Annotated in this window: 15 protein-coding genes; 14 read left to right on the forward strand and 1 reads right to left on the reverse strand. The window is 68.8% G+C overall.

What is annotated here, in order from left to right:
- Positions 1-221 precede the first annotated feature (221 nt).
- The 12 genes from AAEX57_RS13345 (at position 222) to AAEX57_RS13400 (ending at position 11,684) form a co-directional block, all read left to right on the forward strand.
- On the forward strand, positions 222-782 hold the full coding sequence (locus tag AAEX57_RS13345) for a hypothetical protein (protein WP_342092929.1): 561 nt from the start codon (positions 222-224) through the stop codon (positions 780-782).
- Entirely contained in the window at positions 779-1,447 is a 669-nt protein-coding gene (locus AAEX57_RS13350) for an SAF domain-containing protein (protein WP_342092930.1), read from the forward strand. The genes AAEX57_RS13345 and AAEX57_RS13350 overlap by 4 nt, the downstream gene beginning before the upstream one ends.
- On the forward strand, positions 1,447-2,223 hold the full coding sequence (locus AAEX57_RS13355; protein ID WP_342092931.1) for a hypothetical protein: 777 nt from the start codon (positions 1,447-1,449) through the stop codon (positions 2,221-2,223). Before AAEX57_RS13350 ends, AAEX57_RS13355 begins: the two co-directional genes overlap by 1 nt.
- Positions 2,223-3,800: a CpaF family protein gene (locus AAEX57_RS13360; protein WP_342092932.1), complete on the forward strand. Its 1,578-nt coding sequence runs from the start codon at positions 2,223-2,225 to the stop codon at positions 3,798-3,800. The genes AAEX57_RS13355 and AAEX57_RS13360 overlap by 1 nt, the downstream gene beginning before the upstream one ends.
- Positions 3,797-4,654, forward strand: coding sequence for a type II secretion system F family protein (locus AAEX57_RS13365; RefSeq protein ID WP_342092933.1), 858 nt, complete (start codon positions 3,797-3,799; stop codon positions 4,652-4,654). The genes AAEX57_RS13360 and AAEX57_RS13365 overlap by 4 nt, the downstream gene beginning before the upstream one ends.
- Positions 4,651-5,565, forward strand: coding sequence for a type II secretion system F family protein (locus tag AAEX57_RS13370; RefSeq protein WP_342092934.1), 915 nt, complete (start codon positions 4,651-4,653; stop codon positions 5,563-5,565). Before AAEX57_RS13365 ends, AAEX57_RS13370 begins: the two co-directional genes overlap by 4 nt.
- Before the next feature lie 127 nt (positions 5,566-5,692).
- A complete protein-coding gene (locus tag AAEX57_RS13375; RefSeq protein WP_342092935.1) occupies positions 5,693-5,905 on the forward strand; it encodes a TadE/TadG family type IV pilus assembly protein in 213 nt (70 codons plus the stop codon).
- A complete protein-coding gene (locus AAEX57_RS13380; RefSeq protein ID WP_342092936.1) occupies positions 5,902-6,300 on the forward strand; it encodes a TadE/TadG family type IV pilus assembly protein in 399 nt (132 codons plus the stop codon). Before AAEX57_RS13375 ends, AAEX57_RS13380 begins: the two co-directional genes overlap by 4 nt.
- Positions 6,297-6,728 (forward strand): TadE/TadG family type IV pilus assembly protein, encoded by a 432-nt coding sequence (locus tag AAEX57_RS13385; RefSeq protein WP_342092937.1) that lies wholly within the window; start codon positions 6,297-6,299, stop codon positions 6,726-6,728. The genes AAEX57_RS13380 and AAEX57_RS13385 overlap by 4 nt, the downstream gene beginning before the upstream one ends.
- Positions 6,725-7,165: a pilus assembly protein TadG-related protein gene (locus AAEX57_RS13390; protein WP_342092938.1), complete on the forward strand. Its 441-nt coding sequence runs from the start codon at positions 6,725-6,727 to the stop codon at positions 7,163-7,165. The genes AAEX57_RS13385 and AAEX57_RS13390 overlap by 4 nt, the downstream gene beginning before the upstream one ends.
- A complete protein-coding gene (locus tag AAEX57_RS13395; protein WP_342092939.1) occupies positions 7,162-10,320 on the forward strand; it encodes a LysM peptidoglycan-binding domain-containing protein in 3,159 nt (1,052 codons plus the stop codon). Before AAEX57_RS13390 ends, AAEX57_RS13395 begins: the two co-directional genes overlap by 4 nt.
- Before the next feature lie 290 nt (positions 10,321-10,610).
- Positions 10,611-11,684 carry an IS630 family transposase gene (locus tag AAEX57_RS13400; RefSeq protein ID WP_342092970.1) on the forward strand — a complete coding sequence of 358 codons (1,074 nt, stop codon included), beginning with the start codon at positions 10,611-10,613 and terminating at the stop codon, positions 11,682-11,684.
- Between the two features lie 98 nt (positions 11,685-11,782).
- On the opposite strand, the gene AAEX57_RS16270 is transcribed toward AAEX57_RS13400, so the two are convergent.
- Complete coding sequence (locus tag AAEX57_RS16270; RefSeq protein WP_446721165.1) at positions 11,783-12,349, reverse strand: CGNR zinc finger domain-containing protein; 567 nt, start codon at positions 12,347-12,349, stop codon at positions 11,783-11,785.
- Positions 12,350-12,397: 48 nt separating this feature from the next.
- On the opposite strand from AAEX57_RS16270, the gene AAEX57_RS13405 reads away from it, so the two are divergent.
- Together AAEX57_RS13405 and AAEX57_RS13410 are read left to right on the forward strand one after the other, a co-directional pair.
- Complete coding sequence (locus AAEX57_RS13405; RefSeq protein WP_342092940.1) at positions 12,398-13,315, forward strand: alpha/beta fold hydrolase; 918 nt, start codon at positions 12,398-12,400, stop codon at positions 13,313-13,315.
- Entirely contained in the window at positions 13,312-14,424 is a 1,113-nt protein-coding gene (locus AAEX57_RS13410) for a glycerate kinase (RefSeq protein ID WP_342092941.1), read from the forward strand. The genes AAEX57_RS13405 and AAEX57_RS13410 overlap by 4 nt, the downstream gene beginning before the upstream one ends.
- The last annotated feature ends 47 nt before the right edge of the window (positions 14,425-14,471 follow it).

The following is a 14,471-nucleotide window of genomic DNA, read 5'->3' on the forward strand; positions in this document are numbered from 1 at the left end:
TGTCAGTTCCACAACGGGGAGGCTCTCAGCCGGCTGCCGCGCTCCACAAGAAGGTGGAGGGCAGGGCCGTGCAGGCGGCGTGTGCAAGCCGGTCGGGTTCCCCGGTCCCGTGCACCAGCAGTGCCGGCTACTGGTCCAACGAGCGGCAGTGCTATGTGAAGCCGGCCACGCCTCCGCCTCCCGCAGGTCATCCGCTCTGGGAGGGGCACACGGATGGGGCGGTGTACATGTGCACGACCGGCGTTGAGGCTGGCGGTCACGTCTACTCCTTCTGGTCGGCGACGCAGCCAGCTGGTGTGGCGGCGCCGCCGGATCCTGCGGTGTTGGCGAAGCGGTTGGTGGCGCAGATGAATCTTCGGGCGATCGATGTCGGGATGGCTCCGGAGGATCGTCCTGGTGTGGTGGGGACGGTGGGGTTGCCGGTGTGGATGTGGGTTGAGAATCCGTCGGCGCAGACCTTCGGCCCGCAGACTCGCAGCTTGAGCGAGCGGGGCGTGACGGTTTCGGCCACGGCGAAGGTGAAGCGGGTGGTGTGGCAGATGGGCGACGGCCAGGCTGTCACGTGCACGACGGCGGGGTCGGTGTTCGGGCCTGGGGATGGCGGAAAGTCGTCGCCGGATTGCGGCCATACGTATTCGCAGCGGGGGACGTACACGATCCGGGCGACGTCCTTTTGGGCTGTTGATTGGACGGCTTCGGGCGGGCAGACGGGGAGTATCGCGATGGATTTCACGACGGATCGGGTGCTTGAAGTGGGCGAGGTCCAGGTGATCGGGCGATGATCGCGGCGCAGACGGCTGGTGTGGAGGCCCCGCAGGGGGCGGCCAGGGTGGCGCCGGTAGCGGCGGGGGTGCGGATGCGGCGGCGTCCTGCGTTGGTGGCGGTGTCGGTGGCGCTGGTGGTGCTGGGGGCGTTGTTGTCGGTGTGGGCGTACTCGAGCCTGGGTTCGGCGCAGCCGGTGGTGGGGGTGCGGCAGGACGTGGCGCGGGGGTCGGTGATCTCGGCGTCGGACCTGGAGGTGGTCCGGGTGGGGGTTGATCCGGCGTTGGCGACGGTGCCGGCGGACCGGTTGGAGGCCTTGGTGGGTCAGCGTGCTGCGGTGGATTTGCAGGCGGGGCAGTTGATGGTGCCGACGGGGGTGACGCAGGATGTGGCGCCGCACAAGGGGATGTCGGTGGTGGGCTTGGCATTGGCTCCGGGCCAGTTGCCGTCGCAGCCGCTGCGGGTGGGCGATCGCGTGCGGGTGGTGTCGACGCCGGGCCAGCAGGGTGACGTGGTGGCTCAGGACGTTCGGGTGTTCACGGCGTCGGTGGTGCAGGTCGGTGCTGCGGATGTGTCGGGGCGGATCAGTGTGAGTGTGGAGGTGGCGGAGCAGCAGGCGCCGGAGCTGGCGGCTCGTTCGGCCAGCGGCAAGGTGGCCCTCGTGGTGGATGCGCGGGAGGGCTGATGGCTCTGGTGGTGTTGGCCTCGGCTTCGGGTGCTCCGGGCGTGACGACGACGGCGTTGGGGTTGGCGATGCGGTGGCCGCGTCCGGTGGTGTTGGTGGATGCCGACCCGGTGGGTGGTTCGCCGGTGTTGGCGGGGTTGTTCCAGGGTGCGGTGGCGCATCCGGATGCGATGGTGCAGCTGGTGCTGGCGCAGCGTGAGGGCCGGCTGGGTGAGGCGTTGCCGACGTCGCTGCTGGTGCTGGAGGGCACGAATGCGTCGGTGTTGGTGGGGCCCAGGTCGCATGTGCAGGCGGGCAGTCTGCGGGAGTTGTGGCGTCCGTTGGCTGTGGAGCTTCGAGCGCTCGAGGCGTCGGGGCAGGACGTGATCATCGACGCGGGACGGTTGGGGATGGCCCATTCAGCGACGGCGTTGGTGGAGTCGGCTGATCTGGCGCTGTTGGTCTGTGGCAGTGGGCTGCCGGAGTTGTCGGCTGCCCGGCAGTGGGGGCTGGCCTGGGCGGAGGCGGCTGCTGCGGGCACGGGTGCCGGGACGGTGGGCTGCGTGGTGGTGGGCCCGGGCCGTCCCTACGGATTGCGGGAGGTGGCCAAGGCGGTGGGGCTGCCCGGCTTCGGGAGCGTGTGTTGGGATCCGCGGGCGGCGGGCAGTGTGAGTCGTGGGGAGAAGGTCTCGGGCAGGGCGTTGGGTCGGTGGCATCGCTCGCTCGACGCGCTGGGAACGGCGATCCGTTCGGCGGCGAGCGCGCAGGATCCGTCGACGGTGCTGGAGGAGGCGTGATGAACGACCGGGTCGATGAACGCGAGCTGGAGGCGTCGGATCTGGCGCGGCTTCCCTTGTTCCAGACGGACTCACCGGCCGGGTCGGCGGGGCGGCGTCGCTCGACGTTCTCGCTGGTGCGGGGTTCGGCGTCGGTGGAGCGGATCCGGGCCGCTGCGGCACCGGCCAACATTCGCACCGCGACGCCCAAGAGCGCTGTGACCGAGCCTGTGCCCGACGTGGCGGAGGTTCGGGCCGGTGCTGCGGTGGAGGGGGAGTTGGATTGGGAGTTGGTGCGCTCGTTGAGGGTGGCTGCGTCGGGGCAGTTGATGCGGGCGTTGGAGGGGTCGTCGGCGACGTCGGTGGCCGAGCAGCACCGGCTGGGGCGGCGGATCATTGCTGATCTGGTGGTCGAGGAGGTGGCCCAGCAGGCTCGTGCGGGGGTGCGGACGTTGTCGCCGTCGGGTGAGCAGCGGGTGGCACAGGCGGTCTTCGATGCGTTGTTCCGGCTCGGCAGGTTGCAGCCGCTGGTTGATGACGAGCGGGTGGAGAACATCATCATCCAGGGCTGTGATGTGGTGTGGCTGGAGTACGCCGATGGGCGGGTGGTGGCGGGGCCGGCGGTGGCCGACAGTGACCAGGAGTTGATCGACTTCCTGGTCTTCGTGGCGTCGCGGTCGGAGGCGAATGCGCGGCAGTTCAGTGAGGCGGAGCCGCGGCTGCACCTGCGCCTGGATGGTGGGGCGCGGTTGGCGGCGACGGCGTGGGTGACGCCTCGACCGTCGGTGGTGATCCGTCGTCACCGGTTGCAGCAGGTGACCTTGGACGACCTGGTGGGGCTGGGCTCGTTGTCGGCGACGGCGGCGTCCTTCCTGCGGGCGGCGGTGCGGTCGCGTCGTTCGATCGTGGTGGCGGGGGCGCAGGGGGCGGGCAAAACGACGATGGTGCGGGCGTTGTGCGCCGAGATCGGCCCGGATGAGGCGATCGGCACCTTCGAGACCGAGTACGAGCTGCACCTGCACGAAATGCGGGAGCGGCATCCGATCGTGCATGCGTGGGAGGCCCGGCCGGGTGGGGAGATGACGGCTTCGGGGCGTCGGGCGGGGGAGTTCAGCATCGATGACGCCTTGTACGACTCGTACCGGTTCAACCTGTCGCGCCAGATCGTGGGTGAGGTTCGGGGCCGGGAGGTGCTGGCGATGCTGGAGGCGATGCAGTCAGGGACGGGATCGTTGTCGACGACGCATGCCCGTAGTTGTGAGGACACGGTCAACAAGCTGGTGACGTGTGCGATGAAGGCCGGCGCCCATGTGACCTACGACTATGCGGTGCGGGCGTTGGCGCAGTCGTTGGACGTGATCGTGCACGTCGATGCTCGCACCACCGAGCAGGGCAAGCAGCGCTGGACCTCGCAGATCTGTGTGCTGGGGCCGGGGGAGAAGACCAAGGGCTATGCGCTGGTGCCGGTGTTCGGGTGCGAGCCGGGGTCGAGGACGATCCGGGCGATGCCGGGCCTGCCGGAGGAGTACGACGACCTGGCGCGCTTCGGGTTCGACCTTGACGGCTACCGGGCCGAGAGCCAGGCAGGTGTGCTGTGACGCTGCTGGTGCCCGCCGTCGCGGGAGCGATGATCGTCGCCGGGCTGCTGGGGGTGGTCTGGGGGCTGCGGCCGTCGCCGGTTGCCACGGGACGTCCGCGACGGGGCCGCACCCTGCGGCGGTGGTCGCGGCGTGCCCGGCTGGCAGTCGGTGTCGGGCTGGTGGCTGGTGTGGTGGTGGCGCTCGTGTCGGGCTGGTTGATCGCGGTCGTGGTGGTGCCGTTGGCGGTGGCGGGGTTGCCGGCGTTGGTGTCGGCCCCTCCAGCGGCGGCGCGGATCGAGCGGTTGGAGGCGATGGAGGAGTGGACCCGGTCGCTGTCAGGGATCCTGACGGTGGGTGCGGGGTTGGAGCAGGCGCTGATTGCGACGTTGCGGTCGGCGCCGGAGCCGATCCGTCCGGAGGTGTCGCGGCTGGTGGCCCGGCTGCGGGCGCGGTGGTCGACTTCGGAGGCGTTGCGGTTGTTCGCCGACGAGCTGGACGACCCGACCGGGGACCTGGTGGCGGCGAACCTGTTGTTGGCGGCACGGCGGCGTGGTCCGGGTGTGGCGGCGGTGTTGGAGAGCCTGGCCGAGTCGGTGGCTGCTGATGTGCGGGCCCGCCGGCAGGTGGAGGCCGACCGTGCCAAGCCGCGGGCGACGGCCCGGTGGGTGACGGTCATCACCGTGTGCGCGCTGACGGTGTTGGCGATGTCGGGCAGCTATGTCGCCCCGTACAAGACACCGATCGGGCAGGTGGTGCTGGCGGTCCTGCTCGGGGTCTATGTGGCGGTGTTGGTGTGGATGCGGCGCATGGCTGCCGGGGACGCGATTCCACGGTTCCTGGGGGCGTCGGTGGCGAAGGAGCAGGTGCGATGAGCACGACGGGTCTGCAGTTGGCGCTGCTGGGCGGGTTGAGCATCGGCGCCGGGGTCTCGGCGTTGGTGTGGCGGTTGGCGACGGTGCAGGTCGATGCCCATGACGCGGTCGTGCGGCTGTCCGCCCAGTCGACCCAGACACCTGTCACGGGTGGGGGTCAGGTTCGGGCGGTCGGTGGTGTCGAGCGTCTGGGGCGGTGGGCGATGCGCACGTTGCCGGCTGGCTGGTGGGGTGTGGTGCCCACCCAGCAGTTGGCGTTGTTGCGGATCAGCCAGGCGCGGTTCTTCGGGGAGAAGGTGGCCTTCGCGCTGTTGGGGATGATGGCGCCGGTGCTGCTGTCGAGCCTGTTCGCGGTGATGGGGTTGCGGCTGCCGGTGGTGGTTCCGGTGGTGGCGAGCCTGGCAGCGGGTGTGGTGTTCTTCTTCATCCCGAACTGGAATGTCGTCGACGATGCGGGCCGGGCCCGCACGGAGTTCAACCGCGCCTTGGGCGCCTACATCGAACTGATTGCGTTGGAGCGCAACTCCGGTTCGGGGACCCGGCAGGCGATGGAGGCTGCCGCAGAGGTGGGCGATTCGTGGGTCTTCGTCCGGTTGCGGGAGGAGTTGGCCTTCTCGCGGTGGACGGGTGAGCCGCCGTGGGAGGCGCTGCGGCGACTGTCCCACGAGCTCGGTCTGGCCGAGCTGGCTGACCTGGCCGACATCCTGCGGCTGTCGGGTGAGGAGGGCAGCCAGATCTACAGCCAGCTGCGGGCCCGTTCCGCGTCGATGCGCTCGGCGCTCTTGAGCCAGGACCTGGCCCACGCCAACGCGGTCGGCGAGAAGCTGACCATCCCCATGAGCGCACTGGGGATCACCTTCATCACCATCCTCATCGTCCCGGCCTTGCTGAGGGTGGTCGGCATCACCTGACACCGCAGAACCCCCGCGCCACCCACCACGGGTGGTCTTCCCCCGAGTTGTGCATTCCCCTGTGACAGATCTGGGGTCACCAGGGCCGTCCTGGTGGCTTGTTGGAATCGACGAAAGGAACACGACGATGCAGCACATTCTGGGAATCTGGTTGACGCTGGGCTACCAAGTGGAGACCCTGCTGGGGCACCAGCAGCAGGTGCTGGCCCGGCGGCGGGACGAACGGGGCTCGATCACGATCGAGCAGGCGCTGTGGGCGGTCGCGATCATCGCCTTGGTCGGCATCGTGGTGGCCGCCATCACCGCCTTCGTCAAGAAGGAAGTCGGCAAGATCAAGTGACCCGGCGTCGTCGGGGCCGGGTGCCGCGGCGAGACGAGCGCGGCTCGGCCACCCTCGAGATGGTCGTGCTGCTGCCGGCACTGTTGCTGCTGGTCATCGTCGGCGTCCAGGCGGCCCTCTACTACTACGCCGCGTCCATTGCCTCGGCCGCGGCGCAGGACGCTGCCCGGGCCGCTGCCAGCGCCAAGGACCACGACTGGCAGGCCACCGGGACGCAACGGGCCCAGGCGGCGTTGGAGCAGTCCCACGGCGGCCTCGAACACGCCCAGGTCACGGTCACCGGGGACGTCACAGGCCCCCACGCCACGGTCACCGGACGATGCCTGGCCCTCGTCCCAGGGCTGGAGTTGCCGGTGCTCAGGTCGGCGTCGATGCCGTGGGAGGAACTCACATGAGCCGCAGTGGACGGGGAGAGCGGGGTTCGGCCACCTTGGAGGCAGTCCTGGTGGTGCCGGCCTTCTGCCTGTTCCTCGGCCTGGTCATCGCCCTGGGCCGGATTGAGGTGGCCCGGCAGCACGTCGATGCCGCCGCGGCCGAAGCGGCCCGCAGCGGCTCGCTGGCACGAGATGCGGCCAGCGCCACCAGCCGCGCCACCACCGCCGCCCAGGCCACGCTGGCAAGCCACCAGCTCGACTGCCAACCGGCGCGCGTCGAGGTCGATGCCGCCGGCTTCGCGGTTCCCGTCGGTAACCCTGCCAGCCTGAAGGCCACCGTGGCGTGCCAGGTGAACCTGTCCGACATCGCGCTGCCCGGGCTGCCCGGCAGCATCACCATCAACCGACAGGCCAGCTCACCGCTGGACGTGTTCCGGGGCCGACGATGACCGCGGCACCCCGCCGCACCAAGCCGGTGCGCGATGAGCGGGGCTCCATCAGCACCTGGGCCGTGCTGGCCAGCCTGTGCATGATGCTGGTCCTCGGCCTGGGCGTCGATCTGGCCGGGCATGTCGCGGCCGAGCAACGCGCCCGCCAGGTCGCCTTCGAAGCCGCCCGCACCGGCGGCCAACAGGTCGAACTCGACACGCTGGCCACCACCGGCACCCTCACCCCCGACCCCGCCCGGGTGAGCGCCGCCGCCGACGGATACCTCGGCACCGCCGGCTACACCGGCACCACCACCGTCGGCGCGACCACCGTGTCGGTGACGGCCACCGGTGACTACGAGTGCCGTTTCCTCACCCTGCTCGGCATCGACCGGCTCCCCGTCACGGGAACCGGTCAGGTCGAGATCCACCGCGTCCTCGACGGGAGACCACGATGACCACCCTTCGACGCCGCCTCCACGGTCTGGCTGCCCTGTTCGCCCTCGGGGCCCTGATGGTCGGCCTTCCCGCAGCACTGGTGGCCACCGTCGGCAACCCCCTGCCCGGCAGCATCCCCAGCCCCGGCCAGTGGTGGCAGGCCCTGACCGCGCCGGACGACGGCACCCTCGCGCTGAGCGCCATCGGGTTGCTGGGCTGGCTCGTCTGGGCCTACCTGGCCGTGCTGATCCTGCTGGAAACCGTCGCGCGCCTGCGCGGCCGCACCGCTCCGATGCTGCCCGGCTGGCACGCACCCCAGCTCGGCATCCGACGCCTGGTCGCCACCGCCACCCTCGTCCTGGTCACCGCACCCCTGCTCGGCACCCCCACCGCCTCGGCCGAACCCCGCCCCACCCCACCCGCAGCCACCGCCACCGCCCAGACCGCCCCGAGCAGCCCAGCCACCGCGAAGCCGACCGGCACCGGGGTGCGGGTGCATGTCGTGACAGAGGGGGAGAGCCTGTCGAGCATCGCCGCAGACGAGCTCCACGACGCCGACCGGTGGCCCGAGCTCGCCCAGGCATCCCGCCGCACCGTCCAGCCCGATGGGGCACACCTCACGGACCCCAACGTCATCAACCCCGGCTGGCGCATCACCATCCCCACCAGTACCACCCAGCCACAGACCGACCGGCAGGCCCGCACGATCGTCGTGCACGAAGGGGACACCCTGGCGCAGCTCGCTCGGACACACCTCGGCGATCCTGAGCGCTGGCCCGAGATCTACGAGGCTTCCCGCAGCGCATCCCAGCCCGACGGAGCACGCCTCACCGACCCCGACATCATCCTGCCCGGCTGGACACTCACCATCCCTGGCCAGACGGCACCTGCGACCGAGAAGAAGCCGCAGGTCGTGAGCCGGACTCCCAAGCCCACCGACAGGCCCCGCACCACCGCTAGCCAGACCTCGACCCCGGCACCGGCGCCCAGCCCGTCATCGGCCGCGAGCACCGCGAGGGCGCACAGCACCGCCACCCCAGCTGCCGCACCGGTAAACGACGAGGTGGAAGCGCACGACGGTGTCTCGGCATCGTGGCTGCTCACCGGGCTCGCGTCGGGCGGTGGCCTGCTGGCCGCCTCGGCGCTGATGGTGCTGCGCCGCCGACGCGTCGTGCAGGCCTCCCACCGACGTCCGGGCCGCCAGATCACCCTGCCCCCACCGGAACTCGCCCCCGTCGAGCAGACGCTGGTCGCCGCCGGGACACCGGTCACGGTCGACCTCGCCAACCTCGACGCCCACCTGCGCCACCTCGCCGCAGACGCCCTGGCCGCAGGCCACCGCGTGCCGCACGTGGCCGCCGTGCGCGTCACCACCGACCACGTCGAGGTCCACCTCGCCGAGGCCACCGACTCCATGCCCAGTGCGTGGACCGCCACCGGCGACAGCGGCCGCTGCTGGGCCACACCCCTGCACCCGAACCTCGGTGCGATCGAGGCGCCCGCGCCCTACCCGCTGCTCGTCACGGCAGGAACCGACCACGACCAGGCCGTGTGGCTGGTCAACCTCGAACAGCTCGGCGTGCTGCACCTCACCGGCGACGCGGACTACGCCCACGACTTCGCCCGCTACGCCGCCGCCGAGATCGCCGTCAACCCCTGGTCCCGCGGCGTGCGCGCCACCTGCCTCGACGCCGGCGTCGAAGCCATCGACATGAACCCCAACCGCCTCCACCAACCAACCACGGCAGTCGGAACCATCGAGACGATCACCGACGACGCCCGACGCACCGTCCACCTACTTTCGGCCGAGGACGCGGCCGTGGAGGACAAGCGCTGCCGCGCCACCGACGGCGAGGCCTGGCTCCCGAAAGCACTCATCACCACCGATGCCCACACCATCGAAGTCAATGACCTGACCAGCATGATCATCGACCACCCCTCCCGAACCGGGACAGCGGTGCTCATGGTGGGGGAGAGCAACCCTGACTCTGATGCGGCTCGGCTGGTGTTCACCGCCCACGGCCAGGCACGTCTGGAACCAGCCGGGCTGGCCCTCATCCCTGCCGGTCTCACCCCGGACGAGGCCCTCGGCTGCGCGGCGCTACTCGCCCAAGCGGACATACTCACCGACGAATCCGTCCCACCCGCCGGCGACACCGGCTGGCGCGAAATCACCGACGCCGCCGGAGCCATCGCGACGCACAGCCCGTCCACGACCGTCGAGGACCAGGCACAGCCCACTTGGGACGTAGAGGGCGACCACGATGCTTCCGTGTCGCTGCCTCCGACCGTCGAGGACGACGCCGAATGGGCACGTCTCCTGCCTGAGCCCGACGACACTGTGGCCCAGCGGTTGCGAGAGCTCGACCCCACCCTCGACGCCGACCTGGCCGACTGGAACGACCCCGACACACGCCGCCCGAAGCTGAGCCTGCTCGGGCCGGTCAAGGTCATCGCCCGGGGCAAGACCATCGCCAAACGCAAGCCCTACTACACCGAGATGCTCTCCTACATCGCACTACGCGAGCACGGCGCCACCCCCGACGAAGTCGCGGACGCCATGAACGTGTCTGCGCAGACGGTGCGAACTGGCATCACCACCATCCGCGAATGGCTCGGCACCAACCCGACCACCGGCGAACGCTACCTGCCCGACGCCACCAACACCCCCGCCGCCCTCGACAGGGGCGTGCCCGTTTACCAGGTACCCGAACTGCTCGTCGACATCGACCTCATGCGCCGCCTCCGCGCCCGCGCCCAAGCGGCCGGGGAGGACGGCATCGACGATCTCGAAGCCGCCTTGGGCTTGGCTCAAGGGCGTCCATTCGACCAGCTGCGCCCTGGCGGTTGGGGCTGGCTCGCGCACACCGGACTCGAGCACCACATCACCGTCTCGATCGTCGACATCGCCCACACCGTCAGCAGCCACCACCTCACGAACAACGACACCGCGCGAGCACGAGCAAGCGCAGAAGCAGCGCTGCGGGCCGCCCCAGAGGACACCATCACCCGACTCGACCTGGCAGCAGTCGCCACCGGCGAAGGCCGACTCGACGAAGCCCACATACTCCAGGAAGAAGTACGCACCATGCTCGACGACGAGGAACTCCCGGCCGACTTGAGCCCACGCAGCCTCCGACTTCTGATCAAGCCCACACTGACCACAGGCGCGTGACATCGATCATCTGCTTGATATGTGGGCGATCGACTCGAGGGTAGTGGCACGTCATGCGAGAACTCATCTGGGGCAGACACCCAATTTGCGGGACTTGGGCGGCCTGCCAGCCGACTCGCCTGAACTGAGTGATGCGATTGCCTCCCGAACCCCGCGCCCATATCAGGTGCCATGACCGAGGACGTTGGGTCAATCGTGAGAAGTATGGATGCTCGGGACAGACGAGCCTCCGGATAGCTCTAGTGCAGCGTGTCGTTAGTTCTTGAATGGTTGTGGTTTGGAGAATGGTCATGGCCAATTCTCCTGCCCCGGCGCTGGGTCTTCGTGAGGGTGATCGTGAACGTCTGGAGTCGTTGACGCGATCACGAACGTCTGAGGCGGGTGCGGTGATGCGGGCCAGGATCGTGCTCGCGGCCGCGGACGGAGTTGCGAACGACAGGATCGCTGAGCAGCTGGCAGTGTCGAAGAACACGGTGCTTGCCTGGCGGCGCCGCTACGCGGACGGCGGTATGGCGGGACTGGCCGACGCTCCCCGTTCGGGCAGACCACGCCGGCTGGACCATCGTCAGATCGTGGCCACGACATTGAAGCCGCCGCCGACCAAGTACGGGGTGACGCACTGGTCGAGCCGCTTGCTCGCCTCCCATCTCGGCGTGGGGAACGCGACGATCGCCCGCGCCTGGCGCGAGTACGGGGTGCAGCCGTGGCGCAGTGGGACGTTCAAGTTCTCCACCGACCCCGAGCTGCTCGCCAAGGTCACCGACGTCGTTGGGTTGTACCTGGCGCCGCCTGAGAACGCGGTGGTGTTGTGCGTGGACGAGAAGTCGCAGATCCAGGCGTTGGACCGCACCCAGAAGGTCCTGCCGATGCAGCCCACCCAGATCGAGCGCCGCACCCATGACTACGTGCGCCACGGCACCACGACATTGTTCGCGGCGTTGGACATCGCCACCGGGCACGTGACCGGGGCCTGCAAACCACGCCATCGGCACCAGGAGTTCCTGGCGTTCCTCAAACAGGTCGCCCGGGCATATCCCGACCAGCAGCTGCACCTGGTGATGGACAACTACGCCACCCACAAACGCGTCGAGGTCCGTGACTGGCTCGCCGCCAACCCGCGGATCCACGTCCACTTCACCCCCACCTCCGGTTCCTGGCTGAACCTGGTCGAGGTCTGGTTCGGGATCATCGACAAGCAGGCCATCCGCCGCGGAGTCTTCCCATCGGTGAAGTACCTCAACGCCAAGATCCGGGCCTTCGTCAACGGCTGGAACAACCGCTGCCATCCCTTCGTCTGGACCAAGACCGCCGACGAAATCCTCACGAAAGCCAACCGTCCAGCAACTTCAAACACGGGGCACTAGTTGAGCTGCGGGTGGCGGTTTTCGTCCGTCACTAGGCAAATGGGCGAGAGGGGCGGCTGTCGAAGCAACACGCCTTGCAGGGGTTCCCCGACTACCGGTCAGCCAGTTCCGGACCTTCGGAAACGCGCGGCCTTCGCTCGGTTGCCGCAGCGCTTCATGGAGCACCACTGGCGATCCTGACTGGTGGTCCGGTCGATGAAGCGCAGCCCGCACCTCTCATAGGCACACTTCTTCACCCGGGCGAGCTGACCCGACTGTGCCAGCGTCAAGACGGAGGCGGCGACCATTGCCAGTGCTGTCCGCGTCGATTGCGTGCGCTGGCCCCGGCTCACGATAACGCAACCCTCCGGGCCCTCCTCCAGTCGAGGGCGGGGAAGGCTTTCGGCCCAACGGTTGACCAAGTCCAAGGAATCCTGGTTGAGCGGAGCAAGGCCGAGGACCCGCTCAAGAGCCTGCCTGAGGGCGCGGGCGTCCTCCAGGAGAGTTCTATGAGGAGCTGGGGTCGCTGTGGCGTCTAGGATGCCTGCCGCCTGCAACCAAGCGACAACCAACCCGTCGTCGGTCAACGTGTCCAACGGTTTCAGCTGCCGATGCCGAACGGTGTTTACCAAGTCAAGACAGGGGCTCCCGCCGTCCCACACCCACAACGCGCTCTGGTCGACCATGTGGGGAGTCTATGGACCCGTGCGCCGTATTCCCATAAAGTAACTCCCATGCAGGTTACTTCGGATGTGAGGGGCGACACGGTGGATGCACGATGGGCTGGCTTCAAAGATCTCGAGATCGCGACAACGAGAGGACGGCTCCATGCCCTCGCCGGGGGCCAAGGGCGCCCAGTTCTGCTCTTGCATGGATACCCTCAGACCCACGAGATGTGGCACGCCCAGGCACGCTGTCTGGCTGAGGGGCACCGCGTCATCGCACCGGATTTGCGAGGCTACGGGCAGTCCGTCTCAACGTGCGACGACTTCAGCTTTCGAGCGATGGCTGAGGACATGGTGGAGCTCATGGCAACGCTGGGCCACGAAAGCTTCGACGTCATCGGGCACGATCGCGGAGCCCGTGTTGCGCATCGGATGGCGCTCGATCACGACCAAGTCGTCAGGTCCCTCGCCCTCCTGGACATCTTGCCCACCTTGGACGTGTGGAGGCAGATGGATGCGGGGCTCGGTCTGCGGTACTACCACTGGCTCTTTCTCGCCCAGGGGGGACGCCTTCCGGAGACGCTGATCAACGCACGTCCGCTGTTCTACCTCGAGCATGCCCTGCGCGGCCTTGGGGGTTCACGCGTCACGTTCGACGAAGCGGCTCTGGCCAGCTATCGCCGCGCAGCCGAGAACCCCTCGGTTGTCGAAGCCTGGTGCAAGGACTACCAGAGCGCAGCCACCGTCGACCGCGACCACGACCTCGCCGATCAGGGACGAACGAGCGAGGTCCCCACCCTAGTCCTGTGGGGTGAAGAAGGAACCGTGCCGCTCTACGAAGACCCCCTGCCGCTGTGGCAAGCCTGGTTCCCGAGCGCAACCGGAACCGGGCTGCCGGGCGGGCACTTCATCGCCGAGGAGTGCCCGGACCAAGTGACCGCGCGGCTCATAGATCACCTGGCAGGTTCGGCGCGGGAGTCCGCATGAACATCATCGTCGCACCGGACAAGTTCAAAGGCAGCCTCTCGGCAGACGAGGTCGCCCGAGCAATTTCTGCCGGCATCCAGGCGGCCTTGCCCGGCGCGACCGTCGTGGTCTTGCCCATAGCAGACGGCGGCGACGGAACGCTCTCCGCATTCCAGCGTCTGGGCTACGACATCGGCTACGTCGAGTGCAGCGATGCTCTGGGCCGGGCCCACCGCGCGCGATACGGCCACCGGGGGCGGCGAGCCGTCATCGAGCTCGCCGAGGTCTGCGGGCTCGCCAATCTGTCCACCTCCGAACGGGCGCCCCGAGCAGCGACCTCCTTCGGGCTGGGGCAAGCACTCAGTACCGTAATCGCGCGAGGCGCCACGGACGTAGTCATCGGTCTTGGCGGCTCCGCGTCAACCGACGGCGGAGCCGGATTCCTCGCCGGGCTCGGCGCTCAGCTGCGCGACGCAGCCGGCTTTGAGATCGCTCCAGGGCTTGAAGGACTCAGCCAGGTGAGCACCTGCGATCTGACAGGCGCGTTGTCGCGCCTCAATGGGGTCCGAGTGCGAGTAGCCAGCGATGTCACGAACCCATTGATCGGCCCCAGCGGCGCCGCGTCCGTCTACGGCCCCCAGAAGGGCCTTGATCCACGCGAAGCCATCGAGGCCGACGAACTCTTGGGCCGATGGGCCGACGTACTGGCACGTGCCGCTGGCCACGACAACCGCAACAGGCCCGGGGCTGGTGCGGCAGGAGGGGTAGGCGTCGCCTGCCTCGCGCTCGGCGTAGACCTAGAGTCGGGGATTGAGCTCCTCCTGGAATCGCTCGGCGTCGAGGAGCTTCTTCGAGGCGCATCACTGGTCATCACCGGCGAGGGCTCCCTGGATCTTCAAACACTTCAAGGCAAAGGCCCCTTCGGGGTCGTTCAGCTCGCCGCGGCAACCGACATTCCAGTGGTAGCCATTTGCGGTCGGAACTTGCTCACTGCCGAACAGTCCCGTTCTGCGGGCTTCGCACACGTCCTCAGCTTGCTCGAGCTAGAACCAGACCTCGACCGCTGCCTCACGGACCCCGCACCGCTGCTACGCCAACTCGGAGCACACGCGACGTCCTTCCGGAAGTAGCGCAAACAACGATTGCTCGGTGTAGCGAGCGGCGACGTTGATCGACT

Source organism: Luteococcus sp. H91, from assembly GCF_038433135.1.
Lineage (GTDB): Bacteria > Actinomycetota > Actinomycetes > Propionibacteriales > Propionibacteriaceae > Luteococcus.

Excerpts from the sequence above, each read along its gene's own strand:
- AAEX57_RS13350 (WP_342092930.1), top strand. The coding sequence starts at position 779 with ATGATCGCGGCGCAGACGGCTGGTGTGGAGGCCCCGCAGGGGGCGGCC.
- AAEX57_RS13355 (WP_342092931.1), top strand. The coding sequence starts at position 1,447 with ATGGCTCTGGTGGTGTTGGCCTCGGCTTCGGGTGCTCCGGGCGTGACG.
- AAEX57_RS13360 (WP_342092932.1), top strand. The coding sequence starts at position 2,223 with ATGAACGACCGGGTCGATGAACGCGAGCTGGAGGCGTCGGATCTGGCG.
- AAEX57_RS13370 (WP_342092934.1), top strand. The coding sequence starts at position 4,651 with ATGAGCACGACGGGTCTGCAGTTGGCGCTGCTGGGCGGGTTGAGCATC.
- AAEX57_RS13375 (WP_342092935.1), top strand. The coding sequence starts at position 5,693 with ATGCAGCACATTCTGGGAATCTGGTTGACGCTGGGCTACCAAGTGGAG.
- AAEX57_RS13385 (WP_342092937.1), top strand. The coding sequence starts at position 6,297 with ATGAGCCGCAGTGGACGGGGAGAGCGGGGTTCGGCCACCTTGGAGGCA.
- AAEX57_RS13390 (WP_342092938.1), top strand. The coding sequence starts at position 6,725 with ATGACCGCGGCACCCCGCCGCACCAAGCCGGTGCGCGATGAGCGGGGC.
- AAEX57_RS13395 (WP_342092939.1), top strand. The coding sequence starts at position 7,162 with ATGACCACCCTTCGACGCCGCCTCCACGGTCTGGCTGCCCTGTTCGCC.
- AAEX57_RS13400 (WP_342092970.1), top strand. The coding sequence starts at position 10,611 with ATGGCCAATTCTCCTGCCCCGGCGCTGGGTCTTCGTGAGGGTGATCGT.
- AAEX57_RS16270 (WP_446721165.1), bottom strand. The coding sequence starts at position 12,349 with ATGGTCGACCAGAGCGCGTTGTGGGTGTGGGACGGCGGGAGCCCCTGT.
- AAEX57_RS13405 (WP_342092940.1), top strand. The coding sequence starts at position 12,398 with ATGCAGGTTACTTCGGATGTGAGGGGCGACACGGTGGATGCACGATGG.
- AAEX57_RS13410 (WP_342092941.1), top strand. The coding sequence starts at position 13,312 with ATGAACATCATCGTCGCACCGGACAAGTTCAAAGGCAGCCTCTCGGCA.